This window comes from Agreia pratensis, from assembly GCF_900177685.1.
GTDB lineage: Bacteria > Actinomycetota > Actinomycetes > Actinomycetales > Microbacteriaceae > Agreia > Agreia pratensis.
This window is the reverse complement of record NZ_FXAY01000002.1, coordinates 355,679-370,371: the sequence shown is the minus strand read 5'-3', so window position 1 is coordinate 370,371 and position 14,693 is coordinate 355,679. Positions and strand designations below refer to the sequence as shown.

12 protein-coding genes are annotated in these 14,693 nt (G+C 66.8%); 6 read left to right on the top strand and 6 right to left on the bottom strand.

The annotated features are described in order from the left end of the window. Positions 1–3 precede the first annotated feature (3 nt). Positions 4–2,181 carry an acyltransferase family protein gene (locus tag B9Y86_RS07135; RefSeq protein ID WP_176223291.1) on the bottom strand — a complete coding sequence of 726 codons (2,178 nt, stop codon included), beginning with the start codon at positions 2,179–2,181 and terminating at the stop codon, positions 4–6. Positions 2,182–2,229: 48 nt separating this feature from the next. Between B9Y86_RS07135 and B9Y86_RS17315 the strand changes: the two genes are divergently transcribed. The 3 genes from B9Y86_RS17315 to B9Y86_RS07125 all read left to right on the top strand — a co-directional run bounded on the left by B9Y86_RS17315 (position 2,230) and on the right by B9Y86_RS07125 (position 3,968). After that, on the top strand, positions 2,230–2,865 hold the full coding sequence (locus B9Y86_RS17315; RefSeq protein ID WP_139824791.1) for a hypothetical protein: 636 nt from the start codon (positions 2,230–2,232) through the stop codon (positions 2,863–2,865). A 55-nt stretch (positions 2,866–2,920) separates the two neighbouring features. After that, a complete protein-coding gene (locus B9Y86_RS07130) occupies positions 2,921–3,541 on the top strand; it encodes a putative antibiotic biosynthesis monooxygenase (RefSeq protein ID WP_085484436.1) in 621 nt (206 codons plus the stop codon). 76 nt (positions 3,542–3,617) lie between these two features. Continuing rightward, complete coding sequence (locus tag B9Y86_RS07125; protein ID WP_139824790.1) at positions 3,618–3,968, top strand: hypothetical protein; 351 nt, start codon at positions 3,618–3,620, stop codon at positions 3,966–3,968. 22 nt (positions 3,969–3,990) lie between these two features. On the opposite strand, the gene B9Y86_RS07120 is transcribed toward B9Y86_RS07125, so the two are convergent. After that, positions 3,991–4,686: a class I SAM-dependent methyltransferase gene (locus tag B9Y86_RS07120; protein WP_085484432.1), complete on the bottom strand. Its 696-nt coding sequence runs from the start codon at positions 4,684–4,686 to the stop codon at positions 3,991–3,993. Positions 4,687–4,758: 72 nt separating this feature from the next. Next, the gene (locus B9Y86_RS07115) at positions 4,759–5,691 is read right to left on the bottom strand and encodes a DUF4190 domain-containing protein (protein WP_176223290.1); all 933 of its coding nucleotides are present in this window, start codon (positions 5,689–5,691) and stop codon (positions 4,759–4,761) included. Between the two features lie 199 nt (positions 5,692–5,890). Between B9Y86_RS07115 and B9Y86_RS07110 the strand changes: the two genes are divergently transcribed. The 3 genes from B9Y86_RS07110 to B9Y86_RS07100 all read left to right on the top strand — a co-directional run bounded on the left by B9Y86_RS07110 (position 5,891) and on the right by B9Y86_RS07100 (position 8,474). Beyond that, the gene (locus tag B9Y86_RS07110; protein ID WP_085484428.1) at positions 5,891–7,327 is read left to right on the top strand and encodes a DUF6421 family protein; all 1,437 of its coding nucleotides are present in this window, start codon (positions 5,891–5,893) and stop codon (positions 7,325–7,327) included. 76 nt (positions 7,328–7,403) lie between these two features. Continuing rightward, positions 7,404–8,126 carry an SDR family NAD(P)-dependent oxidoreductase gene (locus B9Y86_RS07105; RefSeq protein ID WP_085484426.1) on the top strand — a complete coding sequence of 241 codons (723 nt, stop codon included), beginning with the start codon at positions 7,404–7,406 and terminating at the stop codon, positions 8,124–8,126. Between the two features lie 66 nt (positions 8,127–8,192). Next, positions 8,193–8,474 (top strand): hypothetical protein, encoded by a 282-nt coding sequence (locus B9Y86_RS07100; RefSeq protein ID WP_085484424.1) that lies wholly within the window; start codon positions 8,193–8,195, stop codon positions 8,472–8,474. 18 nt (positions 8,475–8,492) lie between these two features. Here B9Y86_RS07100 and B9Y86_RS07095 read toward each other — a convergent pair whose 3' ends face one another. The 3 genes from B9Y86_RS07095 to B9Y86_RS07085 form a co-directional block, all read right to left on the bottom strand. Beyond that, positions 8,493–11,936, bottom strand: coding sequence for a TM0106 family RecB-like putative nuclease (locus B9Y86_RS07095; protein WP_085484422.1), 3,444 nt, complete (start codon positions 11,934–11,936; stop codon positions 8,493–8,495). An 8-nt stretch (positions 11,937–11,944) separates the two neighbouring features. Continuing rightward, the gene (locus tag B9Y86_RS07090) at positions 11,945–13,219 is read right to left on the bottom strand and encodes an MFS transporter (protein ID WP_244894673.1); all 1,275 of its coding nucleotides are present in this window, start codon (positions 13,217–13,219) and stop codon (positions 11,945–11,947) included. A 171-nt stretch (positions 13,220–13,390) separates the two neighbouring features. Then, positions 13,391–14,632 carry an MFS transporter gene (locus tag B9Y86_RS07085; protein ID WP_244894672.1) on the bottom strand — a complete coding sequence of 414 codons (1,242 nt, stop codon included), beginning with the start codon at positions 14,630–14,632 and terminating at the stop codon, positions 13,391–13,393. Positions 14,633–14,693: the final 61 nt, after the last annotated feature.

Sequence of the window (14,693 nt, the reverse complement as noted above, 5' to 3'; positions counted from 1 at the left end):
ACCTCAGCGCGTTGAGGATCGAGCGAGGGCGGCGTCGATGGCGCTCTCGATGAAGGGGGCGAGAGTGAAGGCGAAAGTGCGCGTCAGGTGATCCTGGTCGCGGTAGACGTTCGCTCCGCCGATCACCGGGAAGCAGTCCTCGGCATCGCAGTACATGTCTGAGAAGTCGAGCAGCGTCACGTCGGAGCCGCTGGCCTTCAGCTGCCGGGCGGCCGATGCGAGGGGGTCGACCTCGCCGAGGCCGTCTTTTCGAGACTCCGTACAGCTGGCCGCGTCGGAGATACGCAGACACTTGTTCGGATCCGTCTCCCATGACGGGTTGTCGACGAGGGTCACGACCGGAGCGCCCTGCGTGAGCTGGGGGGTCCAAGCCTCCACGAATCCCGCGGTCTCGGCGGCGGCGGCCGAGCCATCGGCATCCAGCGTGTGATCGGCGAGGGCGGCCGTGAAGATCACGTCGTAGGGCTGCACCGACGCGAGTTCCTTGTCGAGATTGGCGCGCCAGTCGGCGCACGAGGCGGCGAAGGCGTCACCGCCCGCGATCGGTGTCGTGCTCCAGGGGCAGGCGCCCTTGAGGTAAGTGGTGAGGTGCCAGCCCTTGGTCTCGGCGAGCTGGATCAGCGGGTCGAGCAGCGAGTACGCATGACTGTCGCCGATGATCGCGACCCGGGGCGCGGTATCTGATGTCGTGTCTCCGAACTCGCACGTCGTCAGCGTGGAGTCGTTGAGCGTGACCAGGCAGTCGGGGTGCTGCGGCCGGTCGGCGTTGCCGAAGCCGGGACTCGGGATGATCTGGTCGGCGAGTGCAGGGTTCGAGCATGCCTCGATGGGCGCCAGCCCATCGGTGCCGCCGGATGCCGCGCCGAAGCAGTCGGGCAACGTTGCGAGTGTGCTGCGCAGCTCCGCTGCCGCCGCGTCGTACTTCGGCTGTTGCACGACGCTGGTGACACCCACGACGAGACTCACCACGGCCATGCCCGCCACCATCACAGCGAAGGTCACCCGAGGCTTGCGCGTGACCAGAGGCCGCCACGCGCGCGTCGGGTCTTCGATGAACTTCTTGGTGAGCCAGGCGATCACGAAGCAGAGCACGAACAGCACCAGGCGGTTGATCGTCGAGAGACCCCAGCCCGGAACGAACGGCGCGATGATGATGAGCGGCCAATGCCAGAGATAGAGCGAGTAGGAGATGTCGCCGATGAAGCTGACGGGTCGGAAACTCAGCACACTGCCCGCGTCGAACCATCGCGCACGATGCGACGCGAGGATGATCGCCATCGTTCCGAGCACCGGCAGCACGGCCGCGTAGCCGGGGAACGGCGTCGCCTTGTCGTAGAAGTACCCGCATCCGAGAACCACAGCGATGCCGCCGTAGCCCAGCACATTCGACAACCAGGCCTTCGTCGGCCGCAACCGCGGCAGCAGCGCGAGAATCGCGCCCGCGCCGAACTCCCACATGCGGGTGAAGGTCACGAAATAGGCCTGCGCCGCATTGGTCTGGGTGTAGATGATCGAGAACGCCAGAGACAGGATGCTGACGGTCACGACGAGCGCGAGCAGAGCGTTCCAGCGTTTGCCGCTCCAATACTTCACGCCCAGCCACGAGGCGCCGAGCAGAAGCAGCGGCCAGATCAGGTAGAACTGCTCCTCGAGCGACAGCGACCAGTAGTGCTGCACCAGAGTTGCTTCGTTGGCGGCTGCGAGGTAGTCGACGGAGTTCGCCGCGAGCGCCCAGTTCTCAACATAGAACGTCGACGCGAGGATCTCGCGCAGATTCTCGCCGAGGCTCGACAGCGGCAAGATGAACAGGGTCGCGAGAGCCGAGAAGATGAGAACGGTCACTGCGGCGGGCAGAAGCCGTCGCACGCGCTTCGCGTAGAAGCCGGGCAGCCCTATGCGGCCCGACCTCTCAAGCTCACGGGCCAGCTGACCGGTGATGAGAAAGCCCGAGATCACGAAGAAGACATCGACGCCGATGTAGCCGCCCTGCAGGCGCCCTGGCCAGAAGTGGTAGACCACCACGAGCAGCACCGCGATCGCACGAAGCCCCTGGAGGTGCGGCAGAAAGTGGGTGGGGGCGGGCGTGGCTCCGGCGGCTCCGCGCACGTCGCCCGACGCGGGGTCGCTCGCTGCCTGGCGTCGTCGGAGGGACCGTCGGGAGGGCGGCGGGGTCATATCCATATCGCGTCCCATGGTAGCCATAAGGCCTGGGCCGTTAAGGTTGCTTACATGCCTACGACCGTGACCTGGGACTACATCGATGAGTCCAGCTTCAAAGCCGACGACCCCGAGAAGGCGCTCGCCGTCGCCGAGGAGTTCCTCGCCGCAGCCCGCGACCCCGAGACCTTCTACGACGACGACGTGACGCCCGCCGCTCTCTTCATCGCGGCATCCGAGAGTTTCTACGACGCGCTTCTGCCACTGCGCGCCTACGAGGCAGCACGCGAGGCACAGGATGCGCCGGGAGACGCGGCCCCCGACAAGCGCGTCTATCTGATCGAGGGACTGCTGCGCACCGGCCAGGAGGCCGAGGCCAACGAGCTCGCGAAGGCGCTGCGCGCAGAGAAGCCCGAAGACCCGATGGTCTATTCGTTTCTGGGCGACAGCTACGACGCCGCCGGCGACGCGCACAACGCCGAGCGCTGGTTCGACATGGGCATCGAGATGGTCACGAAGGTCATCAACGATGCCGACGATCTCGATCGTGACGAGCTGGCGGAAGCCATGGAGACGCGCGAGCTGCTCATCCTGGGCCGCCATGCCGTGCGCCACGCGGCCGGGCACCAGCCCGACGACCTCGACGAGGAAGCCCTCGAGATTCTCGAGGAGTACGACGAGACCGACGAAGACGACGACGAGAAGTAACACTTCCGGCAGCCGCTTAATGCGCGCGTAACATCGGCGGCGGATACTGGAGGACATGTCTCCAGAAGAGTCGGAGAACGTACTCGGGCAGCCACAAGCATCGCCTTCCGTTCCCATCACCGTGTCCATCACCCGCGCCGTCGATCCAGACCGCATCCCCGATGTCACCCGCTGGGTGCAGGCGGGGGTGAATCTCGCCAACCGGTATCCGGGTTTTCTCGGCTCGGGCTGGGTGAGACAGGGCGCCGACTCGGTGCACTGGCACATGCTCTACAGATTCGCCGACGCCGGTCTCCTCGAGCAGTGGGAGTCGTCTGAGGACCGCAGGCGCTGGCTCGAGGGCGGTCGGGAGCTCGTGCGCGAATCCCGCGTCGAGAAGCGCACGGGCATCGAGGGCTGGTTCGACGAACCGCAAGCGCTCAGAGCATCGGATGCCGATGGCTCGGCCGGGCCGCCCGTTGCGCCCCCGAGATGGAAACAGGCGACCAGCATCTGGCTCGGCTTCTTTCCGGTGAATCTCGCGTTCACCCTGCTCGTGACGACGCTTCTTCCGGGATGGAACGACCTCGCAACGGCCCTGAAAGTGCTCATCACGACGGTGGTTCTGACGCCGATCATGGCCTATTGGGTGTTGCCGGGAGTGACCCGTCTACTGCGACGGGTGCGCTTTCTGTAGCGTGCTCTGATGGCATCCGGCGATAGTTGCTACAAATCAATTTGTTTTGCGCGGCTCGCGGGTGAAAGATATCTACGTGAGCCACGATCTGATGTCACCCGAGAAGAACGTCCAACGCATCATGTGGACGGGAACCATCTGGTTCGTCGCCGCCGTCGGGGCGTCTGCGATCACCCTCGGCCTGCTGCTCTCGAGCGGGTGGCGACCGGCACTCTTGACCAAGGGGCTGGCACTGCTGTGGTGGATCGGCGCAGGACTCGTGGCGGTGAGTATCGGACTCATCGGGTGGTCGGGCTGCCCGATCCTGGAGGTCGACGTTCCCACGGCCGACCGCAACAAGACCCGCACCATGCAGCTCGGAACGATGCTGTTCATCGTGGGGGGCACCGCCGCGATGCTCGCGGTGCTGCTCGGGCCCGCGGGCTAGCGGAGCTCTCTGCCTTTTTCGTTCAGATGCGCGTCAGCCGGCAGAATCGGCGAGTGCCCGCGGTGAACGCCCGATCGACGGTGTAGCCGGATGCGAGGGCGAGGTCGGTCAGGTGGGTGACACCCACCTCCGCCCAAGGAAACTCGCCGCTTTGCGCCCCGTCGGTGTCGACAACGGTCGCGCTGTAGGAGTGATCGCGGTCGTCGTCGGGGTGCACCTCGACGATCAGAACGCCTGATGGGGCAAGGATCTCGCGACAGCGCACGAGGAGCGCCGCGACGTCTCCCCCGATACCGACGTTTCCGTCGATGAGCAGCACTGTGCCCCACAGCCCCTCTGCGGGAACGCGCTCGAAGACCGAACCGAGAGCGACGGCCACCCCGCCGCCGCGAGCCAGCGCAACGACCTCGGGCGAGACATCCAGACCGAGGGCGACGAGGCCGAGCCGGCCCGCGGCCCGCACCATGCGCCCGGGACCGCATCCGATGTCGAGAACCGGCCCGCGCGCGTGCCTCAGGAGCGAGTGATCTACCGCGTCGGCATCGGATGTCCACTTGCCGAAGTCGAGATCGAGTCGCGCCCCCGTATCAGCTGAGCCCGGGCGGGCCTCGCGCAAAGCGAGTCCACCGGGAACCTCATTGCGGATCGCGCGGGCATAGGGCTCGTCTCCTCCACGCCCGAACGTGCCGTCGGTGGGGTTCTGCTGCAGGAGGCTCATGATCGGTATTCGTCACCGACGAGTGCAGCGGATTGTGCGTTACCCACACAACCCGCCGCATCGCTCAATGGATCAGTAGACCGTGATCGCAGCCTTCGTCGTGACGGTGTCGTAGACGGAATCCAGGTCGCCGCCGGGCTTGCACGTGACATCGACATAGAGTCCGCTGTCGAGCTCGCCGAATGCTCGTCCCGCGAGCTTCCAGTTCGAGCCGTCGTCGTCTGTGCCCTGCATCAGCAGTGTGTCCACAGTGCCCAGGTCTTCGAAGTTGTACGAGATGGTGCTGTCTGTCGCCTTGCCGGCGATGGTCGACGCATCCGTCTTGAGCACAACGGCCAGGAAATCCTGTGTCGTGGCACGGTCGTCGCCCGTCGTGACAGCGACCTCGCCGCCCATCCCTCCCTGGTGGAACGAGACGGTGCAGAGCCCGGACGGGTCGAGGTACGACCAGTTGCCCTGGCCGTCGTCTGGGCTCACGACAGTCCAGTCCGAGTCGACGACGAACGGGTCGGAGAACTGCGCGACCGTGCCGGCGGTGAGATCGTTGCCCGCCTCGAACGAGAGGTCGTCTCCCACGCCGCCCGTCGAGGGATCCGACGTGTAGCTGTAGTCGTCGGGGTCGTACTGGCTGGCGAGCATACCGATCAGACTGACCCCCAGAACGGTCGTCACGATGAACGCGACAACGGCGAGGACGCCGGTCACGATGCCGACATAGCCGATGATGAGACCGGCGATCGCGAGACCGCGGCCCTTCTCGGCCGTGCGCTTGATCTGACCCAGAGCCATGTGACCGGTGATGACCGCGACCACCGAGACGAAGAAGGCCGAGATCAACGAGACGATCGCCAGAACGTTGTAGCGAGGCTCCTGAACGGGCAGGTAGCCGCCACCCTGGTATCCGCCGTACGGAGTGGGGCTCGAATACCCGTCAGGAGATGGAACGGGCGCTCCCTGACCAGAAGAAGGGGGTACGGGGGGCTGATTGGGCGGCATCTGGCTCATGCCGTTCATCATAAAGGGAGTACGCATCTGACCGACAGCACCAAGAGAGCTGCGCGAGATGCAGGATTCGTGCTCGCCCGGTGGGTGCTGCTGCAGCAAATCGATGCGACGAACATGAAACCACTGCCCGATCGACCGTAGCCTCGAAGCACGGCGCACGAAGCGCTCGCCAGCACCCTTTTCGGATCGGAGGTTCCCCATGCCCACAACAACGACCACTCAGTACGTCGTTCCCGCGATCGGCGACGAACCCGAGGTTGTCGAAGACGCGTCGTTGGCCGAATCCTCTGCTGCCTGGCTCGGGCTCAAGGCGGCGGCCACCGAGCTCCAGGCGCTCCAGGTCAAAGACGGCTCGGTGCCCGACACGGCAGACCACGCGCGTGCAGCCGAGCTCGTCGCCGTTCTCTCGGCATCCATCGCAGCTCTCTCGCCGGCCTTCCCGCACGACGCCGAGTACCACGCGGCGCTGCGCAGCGACTTCTCGCGATGGGTGTCCGACGGCTTCGGCGTTCCCGACTTTCTCGATTCACTCGTGGTCTTCCACCCCGAAGCGCATCGCGAGAACGGCATCCGGCACCTCGTCGTCTTTCCGATGACGACGCAGAACGGCTCGGCCTCTCGGTTGGTCGAGGCCGTGCTCATCGAGGTCATCTGGCCCGAGTTCGTTGCTGAACTCGAGGCGGGCGACTACTCCAACGCTCTGTTCGTGCCCATTCGATTCGTGGACTTCACCCCCGGCTACGACACCAACTCGGCGGTTCTCTTTCCCGAGACGGTCGCGACGCGCAGTGTGCCGACGTTCACTTGGGGCGCCATCTTCGCCGACAGGGAGGCTGCCCGATTCCGCACGGTCGTGCGCGCGGCCGCCGACACCACGAGGCTCGAACTGCCAGAGGATGCGGCACGCCTGCTCACCGACCAGGGGCTCGCCGAGCGCACCTTCGTGATGTGGGACCTCATCCACGACCGCACCCACATGCGCGGCGACCTGCCCTTCGACCCGTTCATGATCAAGCAGCGCATGCCGTTCTTCCTCTACTCGCTCGAAGAGCTGCGCTGCGACCTCACCGCGTTCCGTGAGTCGGTGCGCATCCAGCGCAGGCTCGAGGCGCTCGGCGAGAGCACACTGTCGGATGCCGATGCGCACCTTCTCGAGCACGCTCGGCTCGTGCAGTACGCGATCCTGTTCGACCGCATCTTCCGATTCGCCCTCACAGGCTCGCGCGTGCGCAACTACGACGGGCTCGGCGGCCAGCTTCTGTTCGCGTGGCTGCACCAGCACCACGTGCTGCACTGGACCGACACGAAGCTCACCATCGACTGGCCCGAAGTGGCCGACAGCGTTCTCGCCCTCGGACAGAGGATCGACGACCTGTACTGGCGCTCGATCGACCGCCCCAAGGTGGCGCACTGGCTGGCCGCCTACGAGCTGGTCACCGAGACGGTCACGCCGCACCCGGCATCCGTCTGGGCTCGCGGGCCCGAGGCCCTACCCCTCGACGGCCCGCCTCGCGCTCTGACCGACGCGATCCTCGACGACGAGTTCCCCCTCTCGATGTTCTACGAGGCCCTCTCGAAGAAGATCGGCGACGTGATCCTGTCGACAGAGGGAATCACGGGGTCATTGCAGAGCTAGCAGTCCCCGCTGCGGACAGTAGGTGCCGGCACGCCGGGGCATACTGTCCGCAGGAGTACCTACAGAAGGGTCGGTCATGAGCGTCGCGGGTCGGGTTGTTGTTGTCGCGGGGGCCACGAGTTCTTCGGGGGTCGCCACCGCGCGAGCCCTCGTCGCGGCGGGGGCCCGGGTCGTGGCGGTCGGGTCGAATGTCGAGAGGCTCAGTGCGTTCGAGCGCTCGGTTCCGGATGCCGCTACGCGGGTCTGTGACCTGTCGAAGCTGACCGCTGTCGCCGAGCTCGCCGCATCGGTGTCGGAGGAGTTCGGAGCGGTCGACGGACTCGTCCACCTCGTGGGCGGATGGCGCGGCGCCGCGGGCATCACGGCCCAGAGCGATGACGACTGGGCTGCGATGGAATCGGGCTTCACTACCCTGCGCAACACCTCGCGCGCCTTCTTCGACGCGCTGGTGGCGAGCGATGCAGGTCGGCTGGCGATCGTGTCGTCGAACTCGGTCGAACGTCCGACGGCCGGAGGCGCCAGCTACACCGCGGCGAAGGCAGCCGCGGAGAGCTGGGTGCGCTCCGTCGCAGACGGCTTCCGCCGGGCGCAGTCGGGCAGCAAGACCGATCCGACGCCTCAGCGCGCCGCCGCCGTTCGGTTCTCGATCATGGCGCTCGTCGACGACGACATGCGGCGAGACAACCCCGAGAAGACCTACGCAGGTTTCACGCACGTGGATGCGCTCGGCCAGGCCGTGGTCGACCTGTGGCAGAGCGACGCGGCCGAGCTCAACGACAGCCGCATTCCGCTCGCCTGACTCACAGCGCAGCCTGTCCCTGGCAAGGGGTGGTTGTTGCCGGTGCGCCGCCGTAGCGTGGAACGCATGACCCACGAGAAGCGGCACCACCACCTTTCGTCAGAAGAAGACCTCGAGAAAGATACGTCGTACAGTCCGTCGAGCGAGCGTGACGACGAGGTTCTCGAGAACGAGGCGGTCACCGACAGCGATGCCGTCGACGCCGACATGGACCCCTCGGAGATCCTCGTCCTTCCCGGCACGGGAGGCCCCGACGATGTCGGCGATATCGAGGTCGACCCGTCGGAGTTCAATCTGAGCGGCGACTCGATTCCCGGTCACCCGAAGCCGGCGTCGCACCCGCACTAGGGCGTCTCGGGCTATGCCTCACGACACCAGGCGAATGAACGCGCTCAGCTGGGCGAGCGTCTGCTCGGTTGTCGGGAGCGCGTCGGTGAGCGCGGGCGAGTACACGAGGTATGCCGCCCACTGCGCGCGGGAGATGGCGACGTTTAGCCGGTTCGCCATGAGCAGGAATTCGAGGCCCCGAGGCACGTCATCGGCCGACGATGCGGCGAGCGACACGATGGCCACCGCCGCCTCTCGGCCCTGGAACTTGTCGACAGTTCCCACGGGAACAGACGTGTACCCCGCTTCTGCGAGCCGCAGCCTGAGCAGCTCGACCTGCGCGTTGTAGGGCGCCACCACGATCACATCTCGCTCGTCGAGCGGGCGCGCGGCTCCACTCGACCACCAGGTGCGGCCGAGAACGGATGCGACGAGCTCGACCACGGCGTCGGCCTCTTCGGGCGACGAGGTCGATCGCTCGGCGTGCTCGACCGGCACCGGATGCAGCCCGGGTTCGATTGCCTCGAGCCGTCGGTCTGACGGATGCGACACCAGCCGCCCCTCGTACGAAAGCTCGGATACCGGCGCGCAGACCGCGGGATGCATTCGCCAGGAGGTGGCGAGGAAGTAGCCGAACTCGGGTGGCAGCACATCGTGCCCCGCCGACAGCCAACCGAGCGCCGACTCATCGACGGGTTCGGGGTGCGTACCCTGGCTCACCTGTGGGAGCTGCTGCGGGTCGCCGAGCAGCAGCAGTCGTTGGGCCGAGACCGCTGACGCGATGGTCGACGCGAGCGAGAACTGGCCGGCTTCGTCGACGACGAGCAGGTCGAGCGACTGGCGAGGGATGCGGGAGGCGTTGCTGAAATCCCACGCGGTTCCCCCGACGACGTAGCCGCCGTCTCGCCCTGTGAACCCGGCGAAGGCCGTGGGAGTGAGCACGGTGAACTCGGGCTCTTCGTTCGACGACGAATCGCCAGACGGAGTGCTGCCAGCCGAGGCCTTCTTGCCGACCATCGTGCGGTCGACGCCGGCGCCGACGACGGCGCGCAGCATGTTCTCGACCGCGGCATGCGACTGGGCGACGACACCGATCTTCCAGCCGTGCTCGTGCACGAGCCGCGCGATGACGTGCGACCCCGTGTAGGTCTTGCCCGTTCCCGGAGGGCCCTGCACCGCGAGATAGGAGTGTTCGAGGGTGAGCAGCGATTCGACGAGAGCCGATGCAACGTCGCCCACACCATTCGCGTCGGTCACCACGGGTGCCAGCGTCGCGCGCGGCGCTCGACGACGCAGCACGTCGTAGGCCGGGTCGGCGAGAGGCTCGGGATGCGCGTCGAGGATCGCTCGGCCCCACTCCGAGATCGCCTCGACCTGGGTTCCGGCAGGCGGCGGCGTGCCGGGTGTCAGAGCCACCGGCAACTCGTCGTAGTGCGGCGCCTCTTTCTCGAGCACCTCGTCGACCACGATCGTGCCATCGTCGAGCGTCTCGACCACCGTGACTCGACTGTGCGCGGTTCGAGCGCCGGGCTCACGACCGCGCAGAATCGGTGGATAAGGGGCGTCGTAGAGAATGAACGGGTTCTGCCCCGGCTTGATCGAGCTGCCCGGCGCGAGGATGCCCCGCAGACCCAGCCGCCGCCTATCGCTGCGCTGTCTGCCCTCGCGAAACCAGTCGCGCAGCACGACGGCCTCTGTCACGACGAGCACGTCGCGGGTGTCGGCCCACTCGTCGATCGGGGCAGTGAGCCGCGAGAAGTGCTGCCACCAGAACGACTTCTGCTCGCGCCGGTGATAGTCGATGGCGGCGGATGCGAGTGCCAGCGCTGTGTCGTCGGCCGTGCGTTCTGCGAGTGGTATGGCCGACGACAGCGCGGCGAGTTCGAGGTAGACCGGGTCGGGCTCGCGCACCGGGAGGTCGAAGTCGAGCCGGCCGCCGGCATCCGGAAGGGAGTCTCGAGAGACCGCGGCGGCGCGCTCGAGCAGCCAATCGCGCAGCCGCAGCGTGCTGACGCAGTCGTAGGTGTTGTAGCGGGCGATGTCGTCTTGCACGCGTTCCGAGCCGGCCACGTCGCCCGCGGCGAGCAGCTCGCGCGAGCGCACGTACTCGGTGATGGAGTCGGCCGCATTGGCCACGCCTGCGCGCTCGGCATCTCCCATGTAGAGGGGTTCGAGTTTCTTGAGCGAGTAGCTGTGCGTGCCGATGCGCATGCCCTGCCGCACTATGGGGTACAGGTCGACCAGCACGTTCTGGCGCAGCAGGTCGTCGACCGCCTCTTCGCCGACACCGTGGCGGGCGGCGAGCGTGAGCAGGTGGGTGCGCTCGTAGGAGGCGTAGTGGTAGATGTGCATCAGGGGATGCCGAGCACGACGCTCGGCGACGTAGTCGAGAAAGTCGATGAGGGCCTGCCGCTCTTCGGCGAGATCGTGCGCCCAGAACGCCACGAACGTCTCGTCGGGTTCGACGAGGCCGAAGAGATAGTCGAGACCCCACGCAGACCCCTCCTGATAGAGCGGGTCACCCTCGAAGTCGAAGAAGATGTCGCCGGCGTCGGGAGCGGGGATCGCCGCCAACGGAGCCGGATCGGCGATCTGCCAGCTCAGCGCCTGCCCCGGAGAGGGCGGCTCGATCTGCATGCGCGCCTGGCCAGCGAGCGAGTCGAGTGTGGACTGTGCGAGCCCGGGCACGGGGCCCACGGCCACCGCGAGCTGGTCGATGCTCTGGATGCCCGCGGCACGCAGGCGCGCCCGTTGCGTGAGCCGCATGCCCGCGACCTGCAGCACGTCGCGGGTTCGTTCAACCTGCTCTGCACAGGCGGCGCAACGCCCACATGCGGTGTAGCGCGGATCGCCCCACTCTGTGGGCGACGGATCGGCCACCCTGTCGTCGATGAGCTGTTGCAGCCGTGCACGCCGTCGGCGGTAGACGGGCAGGATGTCGCGCAGCCGGTGTGAGGTGGTCTTGCCTGTTCCCAAGATGAGGTGCACGGTCTCGCTGGTGGGGATACCGTTCTGCTGCAGCTGATCGGCGTAGGCGGCGAGCTGCAGGAGCGCGGTGATCTTGGCCTTGCGGGCGAGTTTCGTGTCGTAGACCGAATACGCGGGCGCGCCCGCCACGGAGTCGTCGCGCACGAGGAAGTCGGAGTACCCGAGGAAGCGCCCATCGAAGAAGGCCCCCTGAAAGACGACGGCGGCGCCGGAACGCAGCGCCTCGAGAGTCTGGGCTGCGGCCACAGCCACCTGGTCGATCGCGGGCCGTTCGATCTCGACGACCCCGCCCGCCTCGCGCAGCTGCTCGAGCGTGGCGAGTTCGTGCAGATCGCCCAGTGTCGCCGTGCGGCGCAGCATGTCGTCTTCGGCCTCGACGACGGCGTCGATGCGCCCGAGCTTGGCGTCGAGCTTGCGCATCAACGCCCACTCGCACGATGCCGCAGCCGTGAGATCGCTGGCCGAGTAGACCACCGTGTCGTCGAGCAGAAACATGGATACGCCTAACCTTTTGTCGTCGCCCTCACGCTAGCGGGTGCCGCAGACACCGAGGCGGGCATGCGCAGCGAATACAGAGATGCAGCGACGAAGAAGACCGCACCCACGCCGAACGCCACAGGGAACGAGAACGCGTCGACGAGTGCGCCGGCCACGAGCGGACCGGCGATCGCACCGACGTCCGAGCTCATCGAGAAGATCGCGACGCCCCGGCCGCCTCGGCGCCCCACGACATCGCCGACGGATGCCGCGGGCGCGATTCCGAGGAACGCTGAGACGACCCCGTAGAGACTCAGCAAGATCGTGAGCGTGACGATATCGCCCGAGAACGAGATCGCGACGGTCAGCACGGCCGCGAGCGCGAGCGCGAGAACCAGAGCAGGCTTGCGACCGGCGCGGTCGATGAAGCGGGCCGCGGGTCCCAGCGCGAGCGTCTGCGCGACGGCGGCGATGGCGAACGCGATTCCCGTGAACGAGCTCGGTCCCTTGATGACCTCGACCACGATCACGGGGATCAGCGCACTGCGCACTCCGAAGGAGTTCCAGCCCTGCGCGAAGTTGGCCAGGCAGGCAGCGCGGAAGCGCGCATCCCGCAGTACGTCGCGAAGGGGAACCAGCGGATTTTCCGAGCCATCGGCATCCGGAACGCCCGCGGCTGCCTGGCCGTCGACGAGCTTCGCGCGCGGCCGCAGCAGCACGAGTCCGACGATGCCGGCGACGGCCAGCGTTCCCGCGTAGAAGAAGAAGGGAGCGGTGAGCGAGATCGTAGCGAGAAGGCCGCCGATCGCGGGGCCGGTCATGCCTCCGATGAGGAAGCCACCCTGGTAAAAGCCCACGGCGCGGGCGCGATGCGCAGCGCTCGTCGTTCCGAGCAGAAGTGTCATGGCCGCGACGGTGAACATGGCCGAGCCGATTCCGCCGACGCCGCGCAGGATGAGCAGGTGGGGGTAGTCGGCGGCTATGCCCACGAGTCCGCTCGAGACGGCGACGATGCCGATTCCCACGGCGAGTACGACTCGCTCGCCTATGAGGTCGATGAGCTTTCCGACGAACGGGCTCGCGACGAGGCGCATCAGCGCGAAAGCCGAGACGACGGCGCCGACTTCGGCGTAGCCCACGCCGAAGCTGCGCACGAAGACCGGAAGCACCGGCACGACCACGCCGAAGCCGACCATAACGAAGAAGGCGATGAGTCCGAGAACGTAGACGTCGCGGGAGAGGCGCTCGCGCGGGGCGGCGGTGGCACCGCGCCTGCGGAGAAGGGCGGGAAGGCGTGGCACCCTCTCAGGCTACGGGCGTTTCGAGGTCACCCGCCCCCGCCCGCGGGTCGAGTGCGCGTTCTGCGCCGGTCGAGTAGTCGCGCGACGAAGGAGTCGACGTATCGAGACCACCCGCCAGTGGTCTCGATACGGCCGCGGGCGGCCTACTCGACCAACGCAACAGGGACGGAGCTAGAGCGACTCGCCGACCGTGATCGCCTCGGCCTCGGCGAGCAGGCTCTCCTCGTGGCCGTTATCGACTCGACGCAGCGCCTTTCGCCCGGCGAACGCGATGAGCACGGCGACAAAGACGGATGCCGCCCCCGCGTACATCGGGGCGCTCGGCGAGATCGCCGCGGCCAGCGCGGCAGCACCGGGAGGGGCGAATGCGCCGCCCAGGAAACGAACGGCGGAGTACGACGACGAGGCGACGGAGCGTGGCAGGTCGCTCGCCTCCATCACGCTTTCGGTCAACACGGTGTTCACGACTCCGAGCATCAGACCACCGATGACGATGCAGACGATCAGGCCGGCCTGCGAGTCGATGACGATGCCGCCGGCGATCAGGTCGAGCGCCAGGATCGTGAGCACGAGCTTGAGCACGCTGGTGCGCTTCATGCGCTTTGTGAGCAGCGGCGCGACGAACACCGAGGTGAACGCCACCGACAGACCCCACGCGAAGAAGGTGTAGCCGAGCCCCATCTCGTCGAGGCCGAGCGGGTAGGGCGTGTACGCCAGCAGCACGAAGAAGCCGATGTTGTAGAACAGCGCTATTCCGGCGAGGTAGCGGATGCCGGGCACCTTCATCGCGGTGAACGGAGCCGAGAGCTTTGTGGGCGTGCGCACCACCGACTTCTCTTCGCGCAGGAGCGTCACGATAGCGATGAATCCGATCGCCATCAGCACGGCCGTTCCGAAGAAGGGACCTCTCCAGCTGATCGTGCCGAGCGTTCCTCCAAGCAAGGGGCCTACGGCGATTCCGACGCCGAGCGCAGCCTCGTACAGGGTGATCGCGGCTCCGCTTCCGCCGCTTGCGGCGCCGACGATCGTCGACAGGGCGGTCGAGATGAAGAGCGCGTTGCCGAGCCCCCATCCGGCGCGGAACCCGATGACGCCCTCGACGCTGCCGGCCAGGCCCGCGAGCGCAGCGAACACCACGATCAGCGCGAGCCCGATGAGCAGCGTCTTCTTCGCACCGATGCGACTCGAGATCCAGCTCGTGATGAGCATGGCGAGTCCGGTGACCATGAGATAGCTCGTGAACAGCAGAGACGTCTCGGTAGGGCTGGCCTTCAGGCTCTTCGCGATGGCGGGCAGAATCGGGTCGACGAGGCCGATGCCCATGAACGCGATCACACTGGCGAATGCCACCGCCCACACGGCGAGAGGCTGCTTGAGAATGGATCCGGTTTGGGGGGAGGTAGAAGTTGGCACTGATCAACTATATAGCCGAGGCATATAGTTGGGTCCCTCTGGCGCGAAATGTGGGCGGAAC

Excerpts from the sequence above, each read along its gene's own strand:
- B9Y86_RS07135 (WP_176223291.1), bottom strand. The coding sequence starts at position 2,181 with ATGGATATGACCCCGCCGCCCTCCCGACGGTCCCTCCGACGACGCCAG.
- B9Y86_RS17315 (WP_139824791.1), top strand. The coding sequence starts at position 2,230 with ATGCCTACGACCGTGACCTGGGACTACATCGATGAGTCCAGCTTCAAA.
- B9Y86_RS07130 (WP_085484436.1), top strand. The coding sequence starts at position 2,921 with ATGTCTCCAGAAGAGTCGGAGAACGTACTCGGGCAGCCACAAGCATCG.
- B9Y86_RS07120 (WP_085484432.1), bottom strand. The coding sequence starts at position 4,686 with ATGAGCCTCCTGCAGCAGAACCCCACCGACGGCACGTTCGGGCGTGGA.
- B9Y86_RS07115 (WP_176223290.1), bottom strand. The coding sequence starts at position 5,691 with ATGAGCCAGATGCCGCCCAATCAGCCCCCCGTACCCCCTTCTTCTGGT.
- B9Y86_RS07110 (WP_085484428.1), top strand. The coding sequence starts at position 5,891 with ATGCCCACAACAACGACCACTCAGTACGTCGTTCCCGCGATCGGCGAC.
- B9Y86_RS07105 (WP_085484426.1), top strand. The coding sequence starts at position 7,404 with ATGAGCGTCGCGGGTCGGGTTGTTGTTGTCGCGGGGGCCACGAGTTCT.
- B9Y86_RS07100 (WP_085484424.1), top strand. The coding sequence starts at position 8,193 with ATGACCCACGAGAAGCGGCACCACCACCTTTCGTCAGAAGAAGACCTC.
- B9Y86_RS07095 (WP_085484422.1), bottom strand. The coding sequence starts at position 11,936 with ATGTTTCTGCTCGACGACACGGTGGTCTACTCGGCCAGCGATCTCACG.